Here is a 15,760-nt window from a genome sequence, read left to right as displayed (position 1 = left end):
CTGCCAGATTTGTCAACCTCTATCTTCAAGATTAGGGTAAATTATCCTGACTCGAAGGCGACAGAGCTGGATTGCTCTCCCGAAGTTGCTGCTGGGTTGACTGTTGGGGTTGATATTGCACGCGAGTCAACACGGTAAAGAGTTGTTGCAAGTTTTCCAGATTATTCTGGATAATCTGGCGTCCTTCCTGAACTTGCTGGGTATGAAATTGGCGTAGTTCCGTATAGGGACCATTACCGATAAATTGAGATCCTACCTCATTATCGATAGAGCCTTCCACAATATTAATCCGGGTACGCATACAGGAATTAGCCGCAGGCTTCTCTGTTTGGGGCGAATTGGCGGAAGCCACCCAGGTGGTAATTTCCAACTCCACCGATTCCGACAAGGCTAGGGTAAAGGCATCGCCAATGTTTCCCGCCTTTAGTTTCTGTTTGAATTCTTCGCTGGTTGTCATAAAATCCGCTCCAGCTATATTAGCGTAATACTCAAAGTCCTTTGACTATAACAAACTTCCGCCTCACCTGAACAAATTTTCTCACATGATGAGTCAGTGTTTTTCTTCACTATTGCCCATTGCCTATTGCCCATTGCCTAGCGCGTAGCGCTATAACGAATGACAAATGACTACCAAAAATCCGTCACCTCATAACCTAGCTCACTCAGCATCTGATACAACAGGGGTAAACTCAAACCAATAACATTACTATGACAACCGTCTAGTTTTTCGACAAATAAGCCGCCCCGCCCTTCCAGCGCAAAGCAGCCCGCACACTTAAGCGGTTCGCCTGTAGCCACATACGCTTGAATCGCGCGATCGCTAACATTAACAAAGTAGACTCGTGTTATCCCACAACGGACAATAGTTTTGTCCTGGGATGAGTCAATTAAGGCATGACCGGTATAGAGTTCGCCCACTCTACCACGCATCATCTGCCACCGGGCGATCGCCTCTTGGGGATTGGCTGGTTTCCCGTGGATCTCACCCTGAATGCTTAACACTGAATCACAGCCTAACACTAGCGCATCGTTAAATTTAGGCGCAACGGTTTGGGCTTTGTGTAATGCTAATGTTTTGACCAACTCTACCGGATCAGTAACCTTAACCTGAGATTCATCAAAATCACTCTGACAAACGATGGGTTCAATGCCAACATTGTGCAATAAACGGCGGCGTGCTGGCGAAGCGGAGGCTAAAACGAATTTTGTCATTCGTCATTTGTCCTTTGTCATTCGTTACATTTATCTTGACAAATAACCCCTAATCTAGTAGACATTAAACGAACTAACGACTTGGGTAAACAAGTCTTGCACTTTATCCCAACGTTCTTCAGTGGTTGAAGCATTCAAGGTATAGAGCTTATCATGACTGATCACGGCTGTGGCTAGGTCATGCCGATTTTGACTGGGAAGTTTGACACTATATTCAAGAAGATAATAGGTTTTGTCTCCCGTATCGCGAGCTTTGGCATCAACTAATTCAACTTGACGATTGGAATTCGCAGCCGAAAGCACATTTTGTTGGAGTTGGTAACCGACTTCCCCCGGTGTTCCTAAATCGGTGAGGGTTGTATTCTCTGGAACGGGGTTAATCACCACGCTGACATTTTCGGTTTGCTCGATCAAATCCCGAAATACGACATCGGGTCCATCAGTGACTTTAATCGGCACCCAACCATTCGGATAGAGAAACTCATAACCGTCAGCCGTATCGACATAGCTTTTCAGTCCACTAACGCCGACAGTGCAGCCATGCAGACTTAAGCTCAATACTAGCAGCAAAATGGCGGCAATGGTCTTGAGCATCTTTTTATCCTTTGAATTGGTGCATTCTTATTGTCTCATCTTCCGGGTACACTAATGATCAAGATAGGTCATGTTGGCTTGGACAGGGTTATCGACCAAAAGTTACACCGTGGACTTATACCAAGGCAGAATTACTGATGGGTAGGTTTGTCTAGGTTTTTAGAAGCGGTTAAGGTTATAGTACTACGCATTGAGGTTAGGACAATACAATTGGGTGAAAAGGCAACAGGCAACAGGCAACAGGCAACAGGGGAATATCCTAATGTATCGCCGTATTACTATAACGAGGAACCACTTGGAGAAGGTTTACGTCGGCAGAGTGTAAAACTCTCACGCTAACTCTCTTAAGATTAAATCGGAAAACCAAAACAACGATGAACTCAACCTATCGCATACTGACCATTTTGGGATTAATGACTGTCCTGACGGGATTCTCCGAAGCGGTTCACGCCCAACAGCCAATCAGGGTTGTGCAAGAAGCCCCGTCAGAGAAGTTAACAGCCGTGGAACTGTATAACCAAGGCGTCGATAAATTGGAACAGGGTGATTATGCTGGTGCGATTTCTGACTTCGGGGATGCATTAAAACTGGAGCCCGAAGATGCGGATACCTACTATAATCGCGGCTACGCTTATCATAGTCTGGGTAATTACGATGCTGCGATTTATGACTATACCCAAGCGATTAAGTTAAATCCCGATTTCAGTCAAGCCTATAGTAACCGAGGCTATACCTATTTTGTGCGCCGGGATTATCAAAAAGCGATCGCGGATTTCACTAAAGCAATCGAAATTGATCCGGAAAATGACACAGCATATATTAGTCGCGGGAATGCCTATGATGAGTTGGGAAATTCTGAAGAGGCTCTCGACGACTACGCCAAAGCGCTGGAAATCAACCCCGAAAATGCTCGCCTTTATTATAATCGGGGGCTAACCCGCAATCGCTTGGAACAATATGAAGACGCGATCGCTGATTATACTAAATCAATTGAACTGCAACCCACCTTTGCTGAAGCGTATTACAATCGGGGGCTGACTCAATTCCAATTGGAGAACATTGAAGCAGCGACGGCTGATTTGCAGAAAGCGGCTGAACTTTTCAAAGAACAAGGCAGATTAGACAGTCATCAAAGTGTTGTGAATGCGTTACAAGCGATGCAAGGGGAAGCAAACCCCTGACCCTACTGATTTTGGCTTTTTAGGCTAAATCGAACTAATGTTTCGCGTAATCCTTGATCAGATTTCACTTCATTGTTAGTCCAAAATCGCTGGATTAACAGGGGTGTTCCCGATGTAGGGATTCGCAGAACCTAGCTAACGCTGGATACAGAGACAGCCACGTACATTAATCCACTAACTAAAACTAGAGCCGCAATTCCCAGAAATACATAGGTACGTTGCTCGGTTTTGGTTGGTGGTTCTGCTTGGTAGACTTTCGGTTCACGGGCAAAGTTATTTAAACGTCCGCCTTCTTCTGTGGTATATGGCATGTAATGATAACCTTCTTTACTCAACTTATAGAATTGTAACAAACTCTCAGTATAAAAACTCTCTTGTTTGGATAAGAAATTGTTATAGTCGCTAAAAAGCGGTTCTAACCCTCTAATAATCGTTGTACCGAAACCCGAACATCAGGAAATGCCAACGGGTGAATTTCTCCCGTCGTCAGGGTTAATTGGCGGGTATAGTCACCATCGACAGGTTCACGAAATACTTTCAGGTGTCGGTTTTTTAAGTTGACAACCCAATAGTCCTCAATTCCAGCAGTGGCGTAAGCCCTGCGCTTGATCTCCAAGTCTTTGGCAAGGCTGGTGTTAGCAAACTCAATCAGCAAAAACACATCTTCAGCGTAGGGATGGCGATGGCGGTAGATTCGTCCCAGAGGTCTGACGATCGCCAAATCAGGTTCAGGTTCAGAGTTATTCGGTAGGGTAATAGGACGACCTTCCCGGACTTTAGCGCGATCGCCTAAAAGTTGGCTAAGATAAGTCCCACTTTCATCTCCCAGGTAAGCATGTTCGGGACTCTCTGGGGGCATTTCAATAATTTCTCCGTTTAACAGTTCGACGTGACGATTGGCTAAAAGACCGACTTCAATCATGCGGTGATAGTCATCTAGGGTCCATTTGGCGGTAGTTACGGTCATCACAGTATGCTTCCAGAGTTTAGGGATTTAGTTAATAGTCAGTTATGTAAATACTCCTCAAACTTCCCAAGGACGAATGACGAATGACAAAGGACAAATGACAAATGACAAATGACAAAACTTAACTAATTGTCCCCGTCAACGGTGAACTTGCACTGGCATAACTTTTAATTGGAATCCGTCCCGCCAGAAATGCCAAACGCCCCGCTTCAGTCGCCATCCCCATCGCTTTCCCCATCGCCACCGGATTTTTGGCTAGCGCGATCGCACTATTCACTAGTATTGCATCTGCCCCCATCTCCATAGCTTGCGCCGCTTCACTGGGCGATCCAATCCCCGCATCTACGACCACAGGAATTCCCGCTTCTTCGATAATAATTTGGATATTTGCCGCCGTTTTAATCCCCTGTCCTGAACCAATCGGAGAACCCAATGGCATTACTGTGACACAGCCCACCTCTTCCAATCGTTTAGCTAACATGGGGTCAGCATTAATATACGGTAGTACGGCAAACCCTTCTTTCACCAGTTTCTCAGCGGCTTCCAAAGTGCCAATCGGGTCAGGTAATAAATATTTCGGGTCAGGAATCACCTCTAACTTGACAAAATTATTATCCTCTTGCCCCAATAACTTTGCCATTTCCCGTCCTAACCGCGCCACCCGCACCGCTTCTTCTGCGGTTTTACAGCCGGCGGTATTGGGTAACATCCAGATTTTTGTCCAATCCAGCGCCTCTGCTAATCCTTCATGACCCGGGGCTTTGGTTTGCACCCGCCGCACGGCTACGGTAACAATCTGACTCCCACTCGCCGCAATCCCCTGTTGCATTTGTTCAATGGTGCTATATTTCCCTGTACCGGTCATCAGGCGGGAGTGAAATGTTCGACCTGCAATAATTAAGGGGTCAGATTTTGCGGGTTCTGTCACTGAGATGTTTTGGGGAGATACAGGCGTAAGTGGAGAGCTAATCATTAAATTTGAGGAGGATTGATGATAAAAGCGATCGTATCGAAAATGGTCTAATAGCGGATCAGCGGTTTGCGTTTCCATCCAGTCTGCCAGTAGCTGGGCTGTCACCGGGGCGAGGAGAATACCGTTACGATAATGTCCCGTCGCTAGGGTTAGATTTTCACAAGGGCTGACTCCCAGGATCGGACATTCATCGGGGGTGGCGGGTCTAAATCCCCACCAGCATTCCCGAATTGACCAATCCTGTAGGGATGGATATAACCGTATTGCTCGTGATAGTAAGGTGTGAATTCCTGCTGGCGTATTATCCGATTGCCATCCCACATCCTCACTGGTTGCACCAATCAATAACCGCCCATCTCGACGTGGAACTAAGTAGGTATCGGGTCCATACAACACCCGTTGTAGGGGTAAGGGCTGATGGGGATTGACTGGTATTTGTACCGACAGCATCTGACCCTTTTTCGGATAAACGGGTATAGGTAGCAGTTGGTTAGACCAAGCCCCTGTTGCTAAGACATACTGATCAGCCTGAAATTCACCAACCGAGGTTCTGACGCTACAAACGCGACGATTTTGCTGCTCAATTGCCTCAACGGTTACGCCTTCGCGCAGGTCAATCCCTGATTCTTGAGCGGCTAATCGCAGGGCTTGTGCCAAGGCGCGGTTATCGACTTGCCCATCTTCGGGATACCACCAACCACCAATCACATCTGCCCCTAAACCAGGTTGATATAGATGAATCGCCTGTTTATCTAACCAATTCCCGACGTCAGACTGAGAGGCGGCAGCATCTTCATAGACGGGGGCGAGAATCCCACAGGGCAAATATCCTGTCGCCACACCCGTAAGCTGTTCCAGTTTGGTACACCATTGGGAATAGAGCGATCGCGATCGCCCACATAATTCCCGCATCGGACTGTCGGGAATGGCTTCCGCATGAGGGGCTAACATACCAGCGGCAGCTAGAGTCGCTGCTTGTTTAAAGTCGCGAGTTAATACCGTGACTGTCGCCCCCCGCCACTTCAACTCTAGGGCGAGTGCCAAACCAATCACGCCACCGCCCACAATTAAAATATCACTGCAAAAGTTCATTAGATAAAACGTTAGACGCGCCCTAGCCAGTCCGTACAGATTTAGTCAATCACGTTACCAGAGAGCCGTAATCGGTTCGGACTCCTCTGTCGCTTCACCCGCGCCTGTATCCGCTTGACCCACTGTGGTTTGAGGGGCTTGAGCTGTACCCTGATTATTTTGGGCTTGACCAATCGTCGCAGGAGCCTGAGCCGTTGGCTGAGTGGGCTGATTTCCCGCTTCAGCTTGTTGTGTTGCCCCTTGGTCGGTTGCCGTGTCTGGAACTGACTCGATAATTTGGTTCGCGGTGCGGTTTTCATCCCCAAAGAGTTCTCCCAAAAACGGAAAGGATACTCCTTGCCAACCGAGAGCGGCTCCCACGAGAGCAGCGGCGATGATAATTAATCCAATTAATTTGTTCATAGTTTGTTTCCCTGTAAACTCTACAGGACTTATGTCCCACCTATCATATTAGTTAGTTGATATCCGCCCCCGCTAATCCTGGTTAGGTATAGGTAGCAATCGTCTCGCTGGATTATGATTATATCTAGCCAGCTAACGACTTTCTATTATATCGCTCCCCCAAGGGCGGGTTTAGTCAAGTTATCAGTTTGTCGCCATAAGTTATCTGTAAAACCCGCCCCTACACCCCTGCTCACAAATATTTCTGCACCACCTGCCATCCGGTATAGGACACCCAGGCAAATCCGACAAATAAAGCAATATTGGTTCCCAGATGAACCGCCCGCGCCCAAGGGTGTTGGGGACTAATCTGGGTGGAACTTCCAGCGGACACGGCAACCAACGCTACGACAGCTAATCCGGCAATCAAGTGTCCAGAATGTCCGAGATTGCCATAATGACCGATAGTACCCACTACACCAATTCCCAGGAGCAGCAAGACCAAACTGACCATTACCCATCCGATGATGTAGTGTAAAGGTCGCAACCATTTTGGTTTGGGGTGTTGAGAGCGCCGTTTCGTGAACATAACACTGCCCGTTACCGCCAACAGACTATAAGCCGCGAGGGACAAACCCATTGACCAAGCGGCTATTTTCCACAACCAGATAAAGTCGGGCAGATTCACAACTTGATGCCTCAAATTTAGCCTGTTTACCGGAAATGATGGGTCTAAAGCCTCGTCCTTTTAGGAAGGACGACTTGCGCTATAATAACAGCGGTTGAAATCCCCGCCTAAGCTTGCAGCGATATACACTCATATAATGAGTTGAAACCGGGACCGCAGCCCGCGATAGGGAAAGACTGAAGGGCAACGGACAATCCGACCTGGAGGCAAACAAAAAGCATTATTTTGTGTTTTTTGAACTGAACGATACATGTAGTCGCGGGAGGGCATTCCGAGACTTAAAACGGACAGGGAGTGCGTGTAAGACCTCTTGTGAGGCGGTGTGCGTAGAGCTGTCAACCCCCCAAAAGCGACCACCTTTTTGAAGATGGCGTGGTGAGGATGTCAATGCCCCAATCGTAACGTAAGAGGTTGCTCGGCTGAACAACCCCCTTAATCTTTGTTTTTTAATGGCTTTTGTTATCTAGTGAGCTGTTGCCACAGCTAAAAGCGCTTGGCTGGTGCTATTATGACTAATTGTTTTTTCACTGGGCTTATTATCATCAGTCGGTGGTACAACGGCTTTAGCGTCAGAAGACGACGTCGGATTACCGTCTTGAGCGATCAGCAAGCGAGTACAGGGGATGGTATCCGAGAGAATCGCACTTGCCATCATCCCGGTGTGAATCTCTAATAGCGCCTGGGGTAGGGCTTCAAAGACTAAGCGCTGTCCTGGAAAAACCACACGCTCAAAATACCAATTGGGAATATTTGTAATCCGAGCAATTTGAATCTGGCTCGTGGCGTTTACATAGCAACAGACAATGTGAGTTTGATTATCAGAGGGTAGGGGATCAAGTATCTGAGTCATAACTGCTGAGTGAGGTACTAAATGAATTCTGTTTGTTATTACTTCACCTAACTTAGCACTTGTGATTCCTTCCCTGTTGTAAATCCGACTACCAATTTAGGTATATTTTCGCCAATCTCGTCCCAGCGATCACCGCTAAATGGCTAATTTGTCCCATCCCTGGGGATAAGAACTTCTACCTAGGGTTAAGACCCTCAATTTGAACGCCTTAGGTAAAATTGCTTAGATTACCTCCCTCAGACTCTCAACGATGAACCCCACGAAAAAAAATAGCATACGCTTGAGGTCAGAACCCAATCTTGTTAAAGTAAAGTTAAGTTATGTGAAAAAGAAATCAAATATCTGAGAAAGCTGGGCTGGGGCTGTGTTATTATCTCCCGGTCGGTGAGGGCTTAAACGTCTGCGTACACCGGGTTTTCATCCAAGTTGGGTTGGAGATTTGCCCAGTTCAACCGAGCCAACCCTGTTCATAAAAGCCGATTTATCCCAGATAAAATTTATAATGTCACCAAAAATTCTTTATGTGCGCCTCCCCTGCAACCCGATTTTCCCGATTGGTGTTGTCTATCTAGCCGATCACGTTCACAAACTTTTCCCAGAGGTAGAACAGCGCATCTTTGACTTAGGCACTGTACCTCCCCTGGATTTTTCGCGATCGCTCGACGCCTGTATTGACGAATTCCAACCGACGCTGTTGGTATTCTCCTGGCGCGATATTCAAATCTATGCGCCAGTTGGCGGTAGAGGAGGTAACCCCTTGCAAAATGCCTTCGAGTTCTACTACGCCAGTAACCCCTTTGTCAAGTTACGCGGGGCGATCGGCGGCTTACGCCTAGCCGCCGCCTATTATACTGAACTGTGGCGTAATTTAGGATTGATTCGCCGGGGACTTAAACGCGCTCGTACCTACAACCCAGAGGCACGGGTGATGGTTGGCGGCGGTGCAGTGAGTGTATTTTATGAACAACTGAAGACTAAATTACCCAACGGGACAATTGTCTCCGTTGGCGAAGGTGAAACCCTGCTAGAGAAACTCCTGCGGGGTGAATCGTTTGCTGATGAGCGCTGTTATGTGGTGGGTGAAACGCAGCCGCGCGATCGCATGATTCATGAACGCCCAACTCCCCTAGAAAAAACCGCTTGTAATTACGACTATATCCAAAGTATCTGGTCGGCGTTTGATTATTATTTTCAAGAAAGCGACTTTTATATTGGGGTGCAAACTAAACGGGGTTGTCCCCACAACTGCTGCTACTGCATCTACACCGTCGTCGAAGGTAAACAAGTACGGATCAATCCCGCTGATGAAGTGGTTGCCGAAATGCGCCAGCTTTATGACCGAGGTATCCGCAACTTCTGGTTTACCGATGCTCAGTTTATCCCCGCCCGGAAGTTTATCGACGATGCGGTGGAACTGTTGCAGAAAATTCTCGATTCTGGGATGACCGACATTCACTGGGCGGCATACATTCGGGCAGATAATCTCACCCCCCAATTATGCGACTTGATGGTAAAAACCGGGATGAACTACTTTGAAATCGGTATTACCAGTGGTTCCCAGGAATTAGTCCGGAAGATGCGGATGGGGTATAACCTCCGCACAGTATTGGCAAATTGTCGGGATTTGAAAGCAGGGGGCTTTAATGACTTGGTTTCGGTCAACTATTCCTTTAATGTAATAGATGAGCGACCGGACACCATTCGCCAAACCATTGCCTATCACCGGGAGTTAGAGCGAATCTTTGGTGCTGACAAGGTGGAACCCGCTATCTTCTTTATCGGACTACAACCCCATACTCATTTGGAAGCCTACGCTTTTGAGAACAATATTCTCGAAAAAGACTATGATCCAATGAGTTTAATGCCTTGGACAGCGAAAAAGCTACTCTGGAATCCCGAACCCCTAGGCTCTTTCTTGGGTGAGGTTTGTCTGCAAGCTTGGCGGCAAAATCCCGATGATTTTGGTCGCGAAGTGATGAAAATTTTAGAGGAGCGCTTGGGCTGTGCGGATTTAGAGGAGGCATTAGCGGCTCCGATTGAAGCCTCAGCTAAGACGCCGCCTAAACAACTGGTTACAGCGGGGTAGTTGCTCCTATCCGTTTATCGCCAACTCGAACTGCTTGGAGAAATTCAACCCTAAAATGTATCATAATTAACATAAAATCATCGGTTAAAATTCTCCCCTGCTCTCAGACGCGCCATGGCAGACGCGCCATGGCAGACGCGCCATGGCACGTCTCTACACACCCACTTTCCCCTGAACCCCTCAGACAAGGTTTGATCATGCTGCAAGGTTCAATATTACAAAAGTTAGACACAGCTCATCGCGGCGGTAAGCGACCGCTGAATTTTGGTGTTTATCATAAAAACACTTTAATCGCCCTGTGTCATGCCTTGGAAGACTTCATCTTAGAGTCAGAGGGAAAACCTCTGCTAATTGCAGCATTTCAACAGGGGAAATGGTATATGCAAGAGGCAGAACGCTATGGCGATTTAGCGGAACAGTCGTCTCAAGTGGTAATTCTGGCGACAGCGGAGACTGGTTTTGGGGAGCATCCCACCAGCCAGCGCTCTAATGTGAGACTATTGGATTTAGATGCTTCTGATCCAGTGGCTCAAGAATGGCATTTGATCATCATGTCGGAGACATACACAGCAATGGTCTTATGTCAAGAGCTATCGGCTGAGGATTATGGCAGTAAAGGATCACCCAAAGATGATCGGGAGCGCAAGTTTTATGGGTTCTGGACATTTGAGCCGGAATTGGTTCGGGAAACGGTAGATTTGGCGATCGCACATATTGGCGGTTACGATCAACAGTTACAACAGCGCCTAACCGACCAAGCACAAAAGATCACAGCAGCCTTCGGCAGCAAAAAACGCGATGATATTGGGGAGGTTGTGTCTCGCGTCGTCGAATATCTCGAAAGCTTTGAACAAGAATTACACCAAACTGAGGATGAGCCACTTCAGAACTTGCCCCTTGCCGAGCAAGACTTAGATAATAATTTAGTGTCTAATAAAGTGCAGGCATTTTTGCGGATGGCACAGCTCATCGATCAAGCTGATGTAACTAATCCCATGGCAGCGGCGGAAGTGGCAACCCTTTGTGAAGCGATGGGTCAATTGCTTGATTTACCCGCATGGCAAACCAAACGGCTGCGATTAGCGGGATTGCTGCATCGCCTCGCGCCGTTACAAGCCGTAGATGATGACCTAGAACCAGCAAAATCCACGGTGCAGCAACAGACGGTAGCTCAACAAGAAACGATGCCCAAATCCTCGGTTTTGCGTGTCATGCCCCAATTACAGGCAATTGCTCACATTATCACCCACCAAAGCGAACATTGGGATGGTTCAGGACAACCGGATGGTTTGGCTTATGATGCAATTCCCTTGGAGTCGAGGATTTTAGCACTGATGACCACATTTCAACAGCGGCTCAAGGACTATCAATCCCAAGAGACTCCTTTGGCAAAAGCACTTAACGACTGTCAGGCGTCAGCGGGTACAGTATTTGACCCAAAACTGCTTGAGGCTCTAGAACTACTGGTGATGGGAATGCAACAGGGTATGAGTTTACAGGCAAATCAACCTAAAATAGCCGCAGGGATGTGGTTGCTTGATTCCCATTCCCCTCAGGAAGCCCAATCAAATGTTTCGTCTTAAGGTTTAAGTCACGCAGGAAAATTGATGGAAATCGAAGCAATTCGCGCAGGAAAAATCAAGCAGCTCTCAGGTGCTAATCTAGACGACGAAGACTTGTCTGGGAGCCAACTGGAACAGATTAATTTGGCAGGCGCTAGTCTGGTGGGTACGAATTTGTCGAGAGCTAATCTCAACGGTGCTCGTCTGGATGGCGCTAAACTGCTGTGCGCTCAATTGGTGTCGGCTGATGTGCGGGCAAATTGTTTGGGCGCTAATCTGATGCAAGCCAACTTGACTGGGGCGGATTTGCGCGGGAGCAATCTCCGAGGCGCGAATTTAATGGGGGCGAATTTGACTCAGGTATCCTTTGCTGGTGCGTTTTTGAGTGGCGCGAATCTTATGGGTGTCAACCTCCAAGGCGTCGATTTTCGAGGCGCTGATCTGCGGGGGGCGAATCTCAACAGTGCTAATCTGAAGGGGGCGGATTTATCGCAAGCGGATTTACAAGGTGCTAGCTTGTGTGACGCCAATTTTGAGGAAGCGGATTTGCGCGGGGCGAATCTGGGAGGGGCAAATTTAACGGGAGCGAATTTGCTTTGTGCTGAACTCGATGAGGTCAATGTAAATGGTGCTACGTTAGAGCGGACTTGTGTGGTGGGAACGTCTCTGGACAGTAGTTACTAGAGTGTTGCCCTGAGAGTTGTGAGTTTTTGTTCTTAGAACAAAAGTAATACAAAGGGGAAAGAAGCAGCAAATGATAATATTCTGACATAGAGGCTTGGATTTAGGCTTCACTCCTGCTATGATTCATGATTATCGAGTTGCGCCAAAAAAACTCTTCCATCTCGACAGGGTGGAGGAATATTTGGTATTGAATGGATGGGGAGAATAGGGAAAAAGGGTTAATGAACCTGATATAGCGCTACGCGCTAGGCTTTCTGGCAATAGGCAACACCTCGGCTCGGACTTCGGCGTAAGGCTTCGGCGGTGAGCGCGGCAACTGAGCCTGTCAAAGTTCAGTCGAACGCTTACCTCAACGGTCAGTGAGCCTAGCCGAACTGCGCTCGGTAACACGCTCGGTGTGTCTTATGGAATAGTGAAGAAAAACACTGACTCATCAAGGGATTGAGCGATTTAAATTTTTCTTCTTTTCTCCTAACCTTAGAGCCTAGTGCTATAAAATTAGGGGCGTTTCATCTCCTGGGAATTTGTCCTGGCTCACCTCCTCACCTCGTCAACCGTCCTCGTTAACGAAAAAGGCATTGTGCCAGACTAGGGGGTTGGGAGGATATCTATCCCCAAATCAGTTCGGTTATTTCCCCGATTAAACTCTATCCGTTTCTCGGTATTTTAGGCGATGATAGTAACTAGGAGAGAATGCCAACCTGTTGAACCCTGTCGGTGTCAGGAGGAAAAGTAGCAGATGCCACAGCCGGATGATTTTTCCGAAATGTTGAACCTTTACCTCTTTACCGTCGTCTAAAGGTGTAATACTATAGAGTTAAGGCAAACTCATAATGACTTCGCATTCGCCTTGTTCCTAGCCCAGAGTTAGTAAGCTGGGAAACGCCGCAGAATCAACGAAGAGACAATTAACTGAGTCAATCGCTTTAACTCCTGATCTACGGTTCGCTCTCCTGCCCAACTCAATACAGGTAGGAGTCTATACATCTTTTAGTAGATGTAAACAACCGCTTCGCGCACGTATCCTCAAGGTGAGAGATGGCTATAGCTTTTGCTTTTGAGGTCAAAATCCGCGACAGATTTATTGCTCGTTTACGGAGTCACTACTCACAGATGCCCACTGTTAACACCAAACCCAAAACGACCAAGCCCACATTTTCGGCAGATATGGTTCGCACCTATCTGCATGAAATCGGTCGCGTGCCACTACTGACCCATGAGCAAGAAATTGTCTATGGTAAGCAAGTGCAGCAGATGATGCCGCTCTTGGAGGCAAAAGATGCCTTAGCGGAAACCTTAGAGCGCGAACCGACGATGCAGGAGTGGGCAGATCACGTTGATTTAGAGGAATCAGCCCTTAAGAAAATTATAAACCAGGGAACGCGAGCTAAGCGTAAAATGATCGAAGCGAATCTGCGCCTAGTGGTAGCGATCGCGAAAAAGTATCAGAAGCGTAACATGGAATTCCTGGACTTGATTCAGGAAGGCACCCTGGGATTAGAGCGAGGCGTGGAGAAATTTGACCCAACGCGAGGGTATAAATTCTCTACTTATGCTTACTGGTGGATTCGTCAAGCCATTACTCGCGCCATCGCCCAACAAGCCCGTGCGATTCGGTTACCGATTCACATTACCGAAAAGCTGAATAAGATCAAAAAGGTTCAACGGGAACTGTCTCAGAGATTGGGGCGTAACGCCACACCAACTGAGATTGGTCAAGAGTTGGAGTTAGAACCTGCCCAAATTCGCGAATATTTGAGCATCGCCCGTCAACCCGTATCCCTAGATGTGCGAGTGGGGGATAACCAAGATACAGAATTATCTGATCTGTTGGAAGATAGTGGACCGACACCGGTTCATTACACCACCCAGGAATCCCTGCGCCAAGATTTAGATAATCTCCTGGCAGAATTAACCCCCCAACAACGGGAAGTTTTGGCACTCCGCTTTGGCTTAGAAGATGGGAATGAACTATCTCTGGCAAAAGTCGGACAGAGACTCAATCTCAGTCGCGAGCGGGTACGCCAGTTAGAGCATCAAGCTTTAGCCCAACTCAGACGACGCCATGCCACTGTGCGGGAATACATTGCCAGTTAGTTGGTTTGTAGTTGCGCTGTCTTCGCCCTAAACGCTGGCATCCCCTACGACAAGTTTAGCTAAGAACTAAAGTTCTGGCTCAAAGCTTAAACCCGTTTAAACGGGTTTAAAGACTTTCAAAGACTATTTGTGAATGCCCAAGTTGGCGACATTCCATCGAAGTGGTAGCACAGTTCGCTACCACTTTTTTTGTAAAAAAATATTAATTTCTTCAGCAATCCCCAGACTAGCGATTGAAGCTCCTGAAAATACTGTGTCCGTAGAAAAACCTTCTCCTGGGTGAGTTAACTTTCATTCCTTCGAGGGAATCGCTACTTAAGCATCATCCCTTATTGTTTAACTAGAGAGAGATGAATACTTCAATCTAATTACAAACCAACGTAATTTTGCCCGTGCGAACTGTGACGGTTGAGAAACCGGATAAAGGCAGCGCAAACCCGAGACAGGTTCACGGTTAGATAGAAAGTAAGGATGCCTGCTAACGTCTACTTTAGCTTAAATCTACTTTAACAAATTAGGGCGGCTACCAACTGTGTACTAAAATTCCAAATTTTCTAAGGGTGTTTCGATATTATTTTAAAGGAGGTAACCACGGTGATTAGCCGATTCATTGAGTTTTTTCAGTCCCAACGTCAACCGTCTTTCCCTTGGCGTTTACCCCTAACCGGGTTACTGCTCACCGTAGGACTCACAATGAATGTCTCCAGTAGACCCATCGCCGTCGCTCAACAACTCAAGCAAGTCGTGGATAGTTCCACTGGGGAAACGAATCCATCTACTGTATCCGCTTCAGCCACTTCAATCCCAGATGGCACGTACCTTTACGGTCAATCCTCCCAACCCAATCAGATTGGTCAAGAATATATTGTGTTTCAAGCCAATGAAGGACAGCTAGTTGGGGCACTTTACTTACCTCAATCTGAATTTAGCTGTTTTCATGGCACTCTAGAATCTAAACAGATGAATCTCCGAGTTGTCAACCCCTACGACCAAACCGCTTTAGCTCATACTATCGAGAATCAGCAACAAACCTCGGTAGCGGCGGCGGGGAGACAGCTTAATCTCGATCGCACTTACGAATCTTTAACCTATCCCTACACCGTTAAGCTTGATCAGTATCAACCTGTGGGTCAACTGAGTGAGAATGATCAGCGGATGTTGAATATCTGTCGAGAAAACTTGCTCTGACCAAGGACAAATGACGAAAATACTAACATCCTACATCTAACCCCGCTGGCGGTTGGGAATACAAGGCTTGTTCCTCTGCGGCTGTGGGTGAGCTAGTGAACTGTTCAAGTTGAGTTAATAAGGTTTTCGCTTCCAGATCACCATTGTCGGTTCGGTGTTTGAGGTAGAGCTTCAGTTCATTGACTAGGGCGGTGGGGATGTTCAT

The 15,760-nt window shown here is 47.3% G+C and carries 16 protein-coding genes; 6 read left to right on the top strand and 10 right to left on the bottom strand.

The window, feature by feature from the left end; all coding sequences use genetic code 11:
• Positions 1–31: 31 nt before the first annotated feature.
• The 3 genes from RH949_RS31615 to psbP form a co-directional block, all read right to left on the bottom strand.
• Positions 32–457, bottom strand: coding sequence for a hypothetical protein (locus RH949_RS31615; RefSeq protein ID WP_006104657.1), 426 nt, complete (start codon positions 455–457; stop codon positions 32–34).
• 170 nt (positions 458–627) lie between these two features.
• Positions 628–1,212, bottom strand: coding sequence for a Maf family protein (locus tag RH949_RS31610; protein WP_446358785.1), 585 nt, complete (start codon positions 1,210–1,212; stop codon positions 628–630).
• A 54-nt stretch (positions 1,213–1,266) separates the two neighbouring features.
• Positions 1,267–1,806 (bottom strand): photosystem II reaction center PsbP, encoded by a 540-nt coding sequence (psbP, locus tag RH949_RS31605; RefSeq protein ID WP_006104633.1) that lies wholly within the window; start codon positions 1,804–1,806, stop codon positions 1,267–1,269.
• A 374-nt stretch (positions 1,807–2,180) separates the two neighbouring features.
• On the opposite strand from psbP, the gene RH949_RS31600 reads away from it, so the two are divergent.
• On the top strand, positions 2,181–2,987 hold the full coding sequence (locus RH949_RS31600; RefSeq protein WP_446358783.1) for a tetratricopeptide repeat protein: 807 nt from the start codon (positions 2,181–2,183) through the stop codon (positions 2,985–2,987).
• Positions 2,988–3,118: 131 nt separating this feature from the next.
• Here the strand turns inward: RH949_RS31600 and psb34 are convergent, their stop codons facing one another.
• From psb34 to RH949_RS31570, 6 genes are all read right to left on the bottom strand, one after another.
• Positions 3,119–3,298, bottom strand: a complete 180-nt coding sequence (psb34, locus tag RH949_RS31595; protein ID WP_006104589.1) for a photosystem II assembly protein Psb34 — start codon at positions 3,296–3,298, stop codon at positions 3,119–3,121.
• A 104-nt stretch (positions 3,299–3,402) separates the two neighbouring features.
• Positions 3,403–3,954 (bottom strand): Uma2 family endonuclease, encoded by a 552-nt coding sequence (locus RH949_RS31590; RefSeq protein ID WP_446358781.1) that lies wholly within the window; start codon positions 3,952–3,954, stop codon positions 3,403–3,405.
• 121 nt (positions 3,955–4,075) lie between these two features.
• Positions 4,076–6,019 carry a glycine oxidase ThiO gene (gene thiO / locus RH949_RS31585; protein ID WP_446358779.1) on the bottom strand — a complete coding sequence of 648 codons (1,944 nt, stop codon included), beginning with the start codon at positions 6,017–6,019 and terminating at the stop codon, positions 4,076–4,078.
• A gap of 54 nt (positions 6,020–6,073) precedes the next feature.
• Entirely contained in the window at positions 6,074–6,421 is a 348-nt protein-coding gene (locus tag RH949_RS31580; protein ID WP_446358777.1) for a hypothetical protein, read from the bottom strand.
• A gap of 232 nt (positions 6,422–6,653) precedes the next feature.
• Entirely contained in the window at positions 6,654–7,088 is a 435-nt protein-coding gene (locus RH949_RS31575) for a DUF4079 domain-containing protein (RefSeq protein WP_446358775.1), read from the bottom strand.
• 463 nt (positions 7,089–7,551) lie between these two features.
• Positions 7,552–7,938: a DUF1830 domain-containing protein gene (locus tag RH949_RS31570; RefSeq protein ID WP_006104654.1), complete on the bottom strand. Its 387-nt coding sequence runs from the start codon at positions 7,936–7,938 to the stop codon at positions 7,552–7,554.
• A gap of 502 nt (positions 7,939–8,440) precedes the next feature.
• On the opposite strand from RH949_RS31570, the gene RH949_RS31565 reads away from it, so the two are divergent.
• The 5 genes from RH949_RS31565 (at position 8,441) to RH949_RS31545 (ending at position 15,555) form a co-directional block, all read left to right on the top strand.
• A complete protein-coding gene (locus tag RH949_RS31565) occupies positions 8,441–10,024 on the top strand; it encodes a photosystem II high light acclimation radical SAM protein (protein ID WP_044210043.1) in 1,584 nt (527 codons plus the stop codon).
• Between the two features lie 197 nt (positions 10,025–10,221).
• Positions 10,222–11,607 (top strand): DICT sensory domain-containing protein, encoded by a 1,386-nt coding sequence (locus RH949_RS31560; protein WP_044210045.1) that lies wholly within the window; start codon positions 10,222–10,224, stop codon positions 11,605–11,607.
• A 24-nt stretch (positions 11,608–11,631) separates the two neighbouring features.
• Positions 11,632–12,270, top strand: a complete 639-nt coding sequence (locus RH949_RS31555) for a pentapeptide repeat-containing protein (RefSeq protein WP_006104625.1) — start codon at positions 11,632–11,634, stop codon at positions 12,268–12,270.
• Between the two features lie 1,113 nt (positions 12,271–13,383).
• The gene (locus RH949_RS31550) at positions 13,384–14,367 is read left to right on the top strand and encodes an RNA polymerase sigma factor, RpoD/SigA family (protein ID WP_044210092.1); all 984 of its coding nucleotides are present in this window, start codon (positions 13,384–13,386) and stop codon (positions 14,365–14,367) included.
• A 594-nt stretch (positions 14,368–14,961) separates the two neighbouring features.
• The gene (locus RH949_RS31545; protein ID WP_006104541.1) at positions 14,962–15,555 is read left to right on the top strand and encodes a hypothetical protein; all 594 of its coding nucleotides are present in this window, start codon (positions 14,962–14,964) and stop codon (positions 15,553–15,555) included.
• Between the two features lie 22 nt (positions 15,556–15,577).
• Here the strand turns inward: RH949_RS31545 and RH949_RS31540 are convergent, their stop codons facing one another.
• Positions 15,578–15,760 (bottom strand): hypothetical protein, encoded by a 183-nt coding sequence (locus RH949_RS31540; RefSeq protein WP_006104651.1) that lies wholly within the window; start codon positions 15,758–15,760, stop codon positions 15,578–15,580.

Origin of the sequence: Coleofasciculus sp. A1-SPW-01, assembly GCF_040217205.1 — a bacterium.
Lineage (GTDB): Bacteria > Cyanobacteriota > Cyanobacteriia > Cyanobacteriales > Coleofasciculaceae > Coleofasciculus > Coleofasciculus chthonoplastes_A.
Note: the sequence above shows the minus strand (reverse complement) of the source record. Positions and strands in the feature narration are given on the sequence as shown.

Coding starts and splice junctions, on each gene's coding strand:
- RH949_RS31610 (WP_446358785.1), bottom strand. CDS start 1,212: ATGACAAAATTCGTTTTAGCCTCCGCTTCGCCAGCACGCCGCCGTTTA.
- RH949_RS31555 (WP_006104625.1), top strand. CDS start 11,632: ATGGAAATCGAAGCAATTCGCGCAGGAAAAATCAAGCAGCTCTCAGGT.
- RH949_RS31570 (WP_006104654.1), bottom strand. CDS start 7,938: ATGACTCAGATACTTGATCCCCTACCCTCTGATAATCAAACTCACATT.
- thiO (WP_446358779.1), bottom strand. CDS start 6,019: ATGAACTTTTGCAGTGATATTTTAATTGTGGGCGGTGGCGTGATTGGT.
- RH949_RS31580 (WP_446358777.1), bottom strand. CDS start 6,421: ATGAACAAATTAATTGGATTAATTATCATCGCCGCTGCTCTCGTGGGA.
- RH949_RS31565 (WP_044210043.1), top strand. CDS start 8,441: ATGTCACCAAAAATTCTTTATGTGCGCCTCCCCTGCAACCCGATTTTC.
- RH949_RS31590 (WP_446358781.1), bottom strand. CDS start 3,954: ATGACCGTAACTACCGCCAAATGGACCCTAGATGACTATCACCGCATG.
- RH949_RS31550 (WP_044210092.1), top strand. CDS start 13,384: ATGCCCACTGTTAACACCAAACCCAAAACGACCAAGCCCACATTTTCG.
- RH949_RS31615 (WP_006104657.1), bottom strand. CDS start 457: ATGACAACCAGCGAAGAATTCAAACAGAAACTAAAGGCGGGAAACATT.
- psb34 (WP_006104589.1), bottom strand. CDS start 3,298: ATGCCATATACCACAGAAGAAGGCGGACGTTTAAATAACTTTGCCCGT.
- psbP (WP_006104633.1), bottom strand. CDS start 1,806: ATGCTCAAGACCATTGCCGCCATTTTGCTGCTAGTATTGAGCTTAAGT.
- RH949_RS31600 (WP_446358783.1), top strand. CDS start 2,181: ATGAACTCAACCTATCGCATACTGACCATTTTGGGATTAATGACTGTC.
- RH949_RS31560 (WP_044210045.1), top strand. CDS start 10,222: ATGCTGCAAGGTTCAATATTACAAAAGTTAGACACAGCTCATCGCGGC.
- RH949_RS31540 (WP_006104651.1), bottom strand. CDS start 15,760: ATGAACATCCCCACCGCCCTAGTCAATGAACTGAAGCTCTACCTCAAA.